Raw genomic sequence first — 6,853 nt, 5'->3', positions numbered from 1 at the left:
ATCTAATAAAAATATTAAAGGGAATGTATGAGAGCGATTAGGATAATATATTTTGTGATTGCGATACTTGTTGCTCTATCAGCAGCATTTGCGATTTGGATTTACTACATAAAAGAAGGTAAAGACCTACTTAACTTTACTATATCAATTGTTGGCTTTTGTATAGCTGTCTTGGCTCTTTTTATAGCTGTTCGTACCTATACATCAATTGATAGTGTAAACAATATTACTAAAATGGACGGTAATATTCTTGATAATGAAAACTATGTAATATCGGTACCTGAACTAGTGAATCGATTCCAGCATAGTAATGAAAAAGAGCTCGGTGAAGAGTTATTCAAATCAATAGAAATTAAGTTAAAAAAGGAATCTGACACAGCTGTTCTTTTCGCCGATACTCTTCAATATATGATTGACCTGATCGTATTGTTTCCAGCGGTGTTTAACGCCAGCGATATTGATAAGCTGGAGTATCGAAAACGTATGGACTCTATCCTTGTTGAAGTAGAGAGAAGGCGTGGTATCTTGCATTCCATTAGTAAAGGTAATGCTATTCAGATTACCGAGACGATAAAGCTGTTCAAAGCTGTCGTTTCTTATCAGAGTTTTGTAGCGGATAGGAATTTCAACATTCATGCTGATTTACTGCACGTTAGAGGCCCAATTCTTCGTAATCCAGTTACTAAAACGATATATCATAATTACTTAGGACTCTATTTTAATAAAAAAGCAATGTATGTTCTTTCTAGTTCTTTGGGTTTGAAGGACGTAGATATTCTGTCTATTGGCGGCGTTGATTTGTTACTAGACAAAGTGAGCTCTATATCTCCTTCTCATAAAGAAGATGCAATCTTGTACTTTAGATCAGCATGTGAGCAGTTTGAGCGAGCGCATCTAGCGTGTGGCGATGATATTATGTGGCCGGGGTTTATTGATTATAATAAGGCTCGGACGTTATTTTTATTATCATTGTTGACCCAAGAAGAAAACCAATGGCTAAAAATAATGGAAACCGCTATTGAATCTCGAAGTAAGCTAAATAAGATGATTGAAGATGTGTTAACTGTTCATCAAGACGCTAAATCTTATGTTAACGATACGCATTTACGCAATTTCTTTTTATATCAGGAAGAGCTTGCTCGTATGGTTAAGCTAAACATATTGTTAGGAACTAAGAGCCCTAACTCTCAAGAAAATCTATCGATAAATTATAAAGGAACACTACTTTCTAATACTTCAGTTGAGGACATTCAGCAACTACTTAAGCCTATTCTTTCTTTTTCAGTTGTCGAGAAATATCAACGTGAATTAGTTGATTGTCTCGCTGTTCGTTGTTCTAATCAGGTTTGTTAGTGAGCGAATAAATTTTTTGTTTAACTGACTTAAGGCGCTAATTAAAACAGTTGGCGCTTTCCCTAGCTGCATTTTTTATTGCCTCATTGAGTAGAATGAAATAGGGCTGGTTATCGCACCGATAGTTCCATATAAGGTTCTTGATCTGAATCTCTACCCATGGCACTTTCTGTTCTAAATTGACTTTAATTAGGGCAGAAAATGGAAGAGGTGATAGTCGCGTATTTTAGGGCATTAAGTGCATTCTTCAGATATATGTTTCAGTCGTTACTGATTGAGTTCATTGGTTACGGATCTGGCTGGATAGTCTGTAAAGCATTCACACTAGGGCGCTTTCCCTCATTGATTCCAACTGAAAAAGAGCGAATCAGAATCTCCTATATCGGAGCTATTAGCATCGTGTTGTTTCTGTTAGTAATTGGTGTGTTCAATAGTTTGTGATTCGGAGTGAGGATACATGAAATTTTACCCCGCTGAACAATATCAAGCGGCTTGCAATGAGCTGTTTGTCCGATACGGACGTGACATCAAAAAGCTAATCCCTAACGCGAGAGTTGAGCACGTAGGCGCATCTTCTATTCCTTTTGCCTTGTCTAAGGGTGATTTGGATATCTTCGTAGGTGTTGAACTTGGCGAACTTGAGGATGTTATAGAGAGACTCACAACACTTGGCTTTAAAGAGAAACTCGATACCTTAAGAACACCCGAACTTTGTATGTTGGCGTCTACATCAGGGGATGATGTGGCGTTGCAAGTGGTCGCCAATGGTTCTGAGTTCGAATGCTTTCTAAGGTTTCGTGACAAGCTACGTGCGAATCCGGCATTAGTTCAGCAATATAACACCTTCAAAATGTCTTGCGAAGGTTGGCCACAAGATGAGTACCGTGAAAAGAAGTCTGACTTTATCGAGCATGTGCTGGCTGTGAAATAGCAACAGTGCCCCTAATATCTCATTTTTTAATTAACAAAAATCTTATTAATACAGAGTGTTAAGCAAAAACAACGAGCCTGTGAAGATTTATCCTCTTAAATTTCCTTCAAACTATCTTACCAAGGTTTAATTGCTAAAATTTACGCAACTAAGCTCACATATATTGCATGGAATATTAGTGGAGTTATAGGTTTGTGTTATGTTTCGCGTGATTTTATAAAGCGTGACTTATCCGTTGAAAGCAAAGTGTTTTCTTTCGGAATAATTTCAAGATTTGTCTATCAGTACGTCAACTTGGCGCTATCAAAATCGATTCCTCTACGCCAATAATCAATACCACCTTAGGAAAGGACATGTCTGAAGCAATAGAAAACACCCCTGCAATTGTACTCGCGTCTCGATGGTCTCGTTTATGGGCATCTATCATTGATGTTTTCGTGTGTGCGATTTTCATTGTTCCTGTTTTTCTATATGGCGGTTTGTACGATAAATTGCTTTCCAGTGAAACCATTGAGCTAACAGAACAAGTTGCTCTGACTGTTTATGGTTGGGTGGTTTACTTTTTGTGCCAAGGGTACTTACTTCACAAGAAGGGGCAGACAATTGGTAAAAATCTAATGGATATTGCGATTGTCGATATGGAAGGTAAACAAATAGGTTTGCTAAACATAGTGGGCAAACGAATCATTCCTATGGTGGCTATAGCTTACATACCTTTTATTGGTCCATTTATACCGACGTTAGATTATCTGTTTGTTTTTCGCAAAGACAAACGCTGCTTACATGACTTAATCGCTGGCACTCAAGTTGTCATTGTTTCAAAGAAAAGTTCAGGTAGCGACAACTCTGAAATTAGTGAAAATACAACGGAAGTTATCCCTGCATCTCGATGGCCTCGTCTTTTAGCGTTTTTTATTGATGGTGTTATTACGGCTGCCATCATTGCGCCAATCTTTATGTATACAGATTATTTTCAAAAAACAATCGATACAGGGGTGATAGACCTTAGAGAAGTCGCTGCTGTCTATGCCTATTTAGGGCTGATGTTTTTATTGGTACATGGGTATTTACTGAATAAGAAGGGACAGACGATTGGCAAACATCTAATGGAAATTGCGATTGTCGATATGGAAGGTAAATCTATAGGGTTATATAAAATAGTGGGTAAACGAATGATACCTATGATTACCTTTACTATTATACCTATCACTGGCCATTTAATATCCATGTTGGATTCTCTTTTTATTTTCCGAAAAAACAGACGTTGCTTGCATGACTTAATCGCAGGCACTCAAGTTGTTAGTGTGTCAGCCAACAATTTGGGGAAAAATAAGCACGAATCATTAGAAAGCCTGTCACCGACAGTTGAAAATGTACCTGAAGTAAGACTTGCGTCTAGATGGTTACGCTTTTGGGCCATTTTTATTGATGTCCTAATTGCTGTAGCTACTGTGACGCCAATTTATCTCTATACCGATTATTTCCAAAAAATATTTGAAACAGGGACGGCTGATACAGCAGAACTAATAGCTGTCACTGCTTACGGTTGGTTCGTGTTCCTTTTGTTGAATGGTTATTTGCTGCATAAGAAAGGGCAGACTATTGGCAAAAATGTAATGGAAATCGCGATTGTCGATATGAAGGGCGAACAAATGGGGTTGTTCAATATACTGGGTAAACGAGTCCTACCGATGACAGTCGTTATATATATCCCTTTGATTGGTCAATTTATTGCGTTGCTAAACTATCTATTTGCTTTACGTAAAAACAGACGTTGCTTGCATGACTTAATCGCGGGAAGCCAGGTTGTTAGTGTTGCTGTTCCTAGAAACCTCGATTTTAGTACCATCAAATAATTCCGAAGTAAGTTTAGTCTCGGTAACTATATGCTCAAATAAACAGCGCCAACGCCAATCTTGGTGCTGTTTTTACCTTCCCCTTACACTCTTTTCAAATATCGAACCTAGTATCAAATTTCTCTTTGTTATACAGGCAAGTTTCTCATTATGAAGAACTTCTTCGATAGCGAACTCATGCTCTCTAGCTCTTTGAATTTCGTTTTGCTATCACTAGGGCTAACGCTCATCTTACATATTCCAATTTTGTGTGGGTTCAACTTGAGCCGACGAAAGTGGAAATTGATGGATTATTTATGGCCGTTGTTGGCGGGTATCGGCATGCTTGGTGCTGTGTCTGAAATTCGCGCATCGGTGGCCGGTGATTGGGTTGAGACAGAACAAACCAGAGCGGTCGCTATTTTAGAGTCGATTCAGCAGTTTTCTTTGGATAAATTAAGAAGTGATCTCTGCACCGGTCAGCCGTCTTTAGACATTAATGGTCAGTACCACGAAGCGTGTTTGTGGTATTTGAATACAGCGATCACATTCAAAGATGTCGATTTCACTCTGTTGCCCAATGCTGCCGATTTTACGGTTCCTGAACCTAGCGTATCGCTGGTGGAAAGCGACGCCGTGTGGGTGAGTGGTATGCTGAGTCAGTATGAGAAGCAGAAAAACCAGTACATAAAAACCAGAGAAGCGCAGGTGAAGCAGCCACTAGAAAGCATCTTTTGGTATGTGAGTCCTTACTTAGTGTGTTTTGCTATTGCTTTACGTTTGACGAAAGTGACCGCAGAGCTCAAATTAGATAAGTGCGCATAGTTTGAGTTCCTAGTACTTATACCCAGATAGAAAAGGTGAAGTAATGAATGTGAGTGAGTTTTCTCGGTTGGTGGGGTTGTCGGCTCACACGCTTCGCTATTATGAAAAAATAGGCTTGCTGAAAAATATTCAACGAAACAGTAGCGGCCATCGAGTGTATACATCGAAGGACGTTACTTGGATTGAGTTTGTGAAGCGCCTGAAAGATACCGCAATGCCACTGGATGAAATTCTAGAGTACGCAAAGCTGAGGGAGTTAGGGCCAGAGTCGACTTCTCAGCGGCAAGTGTTACTCGAACAACATCAACAGAATTTGCGAGCTCATATCGAAGAGCAACAAAAACATCTGGCAGCGTTAGAGCAAAAAATTAGTTTGTATCGAGATGGAAAAGTCCGTTGACTTAGAGTCGACTCTAACTTGTAAGGTGTTCCTGTGAACTATAAATACAGGAACAGACTCATGAATCAATCACGTTTTGAAACTGGCTTAGAAAGGCTTAATCATATCGACGGAGAAGCAGGGCAACAGGTTATCGAAAGCCTGCAAGATATCTGTCCTGATCTTGCCAAATATACTATCGAGTATCCCTTTGGTGACATCTATTCACGCACCGGTTTGGATTTGAAATCGCGAGAGATTGCGACCGTGGCAGCTCTCACTGCACTTGGCAATTGTACGCCTCAGCTTAAGGTACATTTGAATGCAGCACTCAATGTTGGATGTAGCGAGGAAGAGATCAAAGAAGTGATATTGCAGATGTCGGTCTATGCGGGATTCCCTTCGGCACTCAATGGCATGTTTGCTTTCAAGGAAGTGCTTGCTGAAAGAAACACAGCCTAAGATAAACAGAAAATATAGTCTGAAAAGGGAGCGCCAACTCTGCTAAGTTGCGCTCCCTTTTTATTGATTTGTTAAGTTTTAAAGGTCGTAAACCTGAAGGTTCGTGGTTCTTTAAGGCGACAAAGACAGCGCGAACGACAGCAAAATCGGTAAGGTAATCACGCTCAAGAAGTTACCAAACAACACCATAGACGCGACCTTCGGAGGTTCTACATTGAACCTTTCAGCGAACAGGTAGTTCATCACGGCGGGTGGCAACATGGTGAACAACACCATCATTTGTAGGTGCAACGTAGGCAACGGGATAAAGAAGTAGATGATGGTAAAGGCGATGGATCCTGTAAACAGCGATTGAGCGGTACAAAATAAGCCAACTTTGAGTCCGCTTAGCTTTAAGTTCACCATTTGCGAGCCCAGCGACAACAACATGATAGGCACGGCGGCTTGGCCGAGTAGCGATGTGGCTTCATAGATTGGATTCCACACTGCAATGCCAGACAGGTTGAGCGTCATCGCTAATGCAGCGGCTAAGAAGATCGGCATCTTAAGAATCTGTTTTATCGGGTTACCATCACTTAGTAATGCCAAACCTACACTAATATGGACACATGCCGACACCACAAATAGCAGTACTGCAGGGGCTAATGCGCTTTCGCCAAAGGTATAAGTGAACAGGGGAATTGCAAGGTTGCCACTGTTACGAAACATGTGTGGGGGAGCCCAAGCTTTGAAGTTGAGCTTAAAGATCTTACAGATCGGAATCATCAACAATGCTGGCACTAGTACCGCAACTAAAGAAGCGGTGATGAGTGGCAGTTGTTCTGTGTCGAGAGGCATGGTGGTCAGCGATGCAAATACTAGCGCAGGAATACACACATCCATGTTGATGCGATTGATTGGTTTAAAATCGGGCTTAAGCCAACGACCGACTGCAAAGCCAGCACTGGCTAAAGCAAAAACGGGAAACAGAATGCTGACGACCTGTTCAAACATAGAATTCCTTTCTAAGAGAGTGTTGGTTCTGTTTTAAACGGAAAAAGCTGACTGTCTGAAAAAATGTGCAAACTC

General features: G+C 40.5%; 8 protein-coding genes. 7 read left to right on the top strand and 1 reads right to left on the bottom strand.

The genetic code is table 11. The features are described 5' to 3' along the window. Positions 1 to 27 precede the first annotated feature (27 nt). From L8S15_RS13810 to L8S15_RS13780, 7 genes are all read left to right on the top strand, one after another. Positions 28 to 1,353, top strand: coding sequence for a hypothetical protein (locus tag L8S15_RS13810; RefSeq protein ID WP_016794355.1), 1,326 nt, complete (start codon positions 28 to 30; stop codon positions 1,351 to 1,353). A gap of 201 nt (positions 1,354 to 1,554) precedes the next feature. Next, the gene (locus L8S15_RS13805; protein WP_016785515.1) at positions 1,555 to 1,794 is read left to right on the top strand and encodes a hypothetical protein; all 240 of its coding nucleotides are present in this window, start codon (positions 1,555 to 1,557) and stop codon (positions 1,792 to 1,794) included. Between the two features lie 16 nt (positions 1,795 to 1,810). Beyond that, positions 1,811 to 2,284, top strand: a complete 474-nt coding sequence (locus tag L8S15_RS13800) for a GrpB family protein (protein ID WP_010432739.1) — start codon at positions 1,811 to 1,813, stop codon at positions 2,282 to 2,284. A 353-nt stretch (positions 2,285 to 2,637) separates the two neighbouring features. Next, positions 2,638 to 4,140: an RDD family protein gene (locus tag L8S15_RS13795; RefSeq protein WP_010432742.1), complete on the top strand. Its 1,503-nt coding sequence runs from the start codon at positions 2,638 to 2,640 to the stop codon at positions 4,138 to 4,140. A 285-nt stretch (positions 4,141 to 4,425) separates the two neighbouring features. Further along, positions 4,426 to 4,944 (top strand): hypothetical protein, encoded by a 519-nt coding sequence (locus L8S15_RS13790; protein ID WP_010432746.1) that lies wholly within the window; start codon positions 4,426 to 4,428, stop codon positions 4,942 to 4,944. A gap of 43 nt (positions 4,945 to 4,987) precedes the next feature. Then, entirely contained in the window at positions 4,988 to 5,344 is a 357-nt protein-coding gene (locus tag L8S15_RS13785; RefSeq protein ID WP_010432749.1) for a MerR family transcriptional regulator, read from the top strand. Positions 5,345 to 5,404: 60 nt separating this feature from the next. Next, a complete protein-coding gene (locus tag L8S15_RS13780) occupies positions 5,405 to 5,785 on the top strand; it encodes a carboxymuconolactone decarboxylase family protein (RefSeq protein ID WP_280573648.1) in 381 nt (126 codons plus the stop codon). A 111-nt stretch (positions 5,786 to 5,896) separates the two neighbouring features. Here L8S15_RS13780 and L8S15_RS13775 read toward each other — a convergent pair whose 3' ends face one another. After that, on the bottom strand, positions 5,897 to 6,778 hold the full coding sequence (locus tag L8S15_RS13775) for an AEC family transporter (protein WP_010432753.1): 882 nt from the start codon (positions 6,776 to 6,778) through the stop codon (positions 5,897 to 5,899). Between the last annotated feature and the right edge of the window lie 75 nt (positions 6,779 to 6,853).

The sequence above is a fragment of the Vibrio sp. S/42/10 genome (genome assembly GCF_029890535.1).
GTDB classification, from domain to species: domain Bacteria; phylum Pseudomonadota; class Gammaproteobacteria; order Enterobacterales; family Vibrionaceae; genus Vibrio; species Vibrio cyclitrophicus.
The sequence above is the reverse complement of the archived record's forward strand: the minus strand, read 5'-3'. Positions and strand labels throughout refer to the sequence as shown.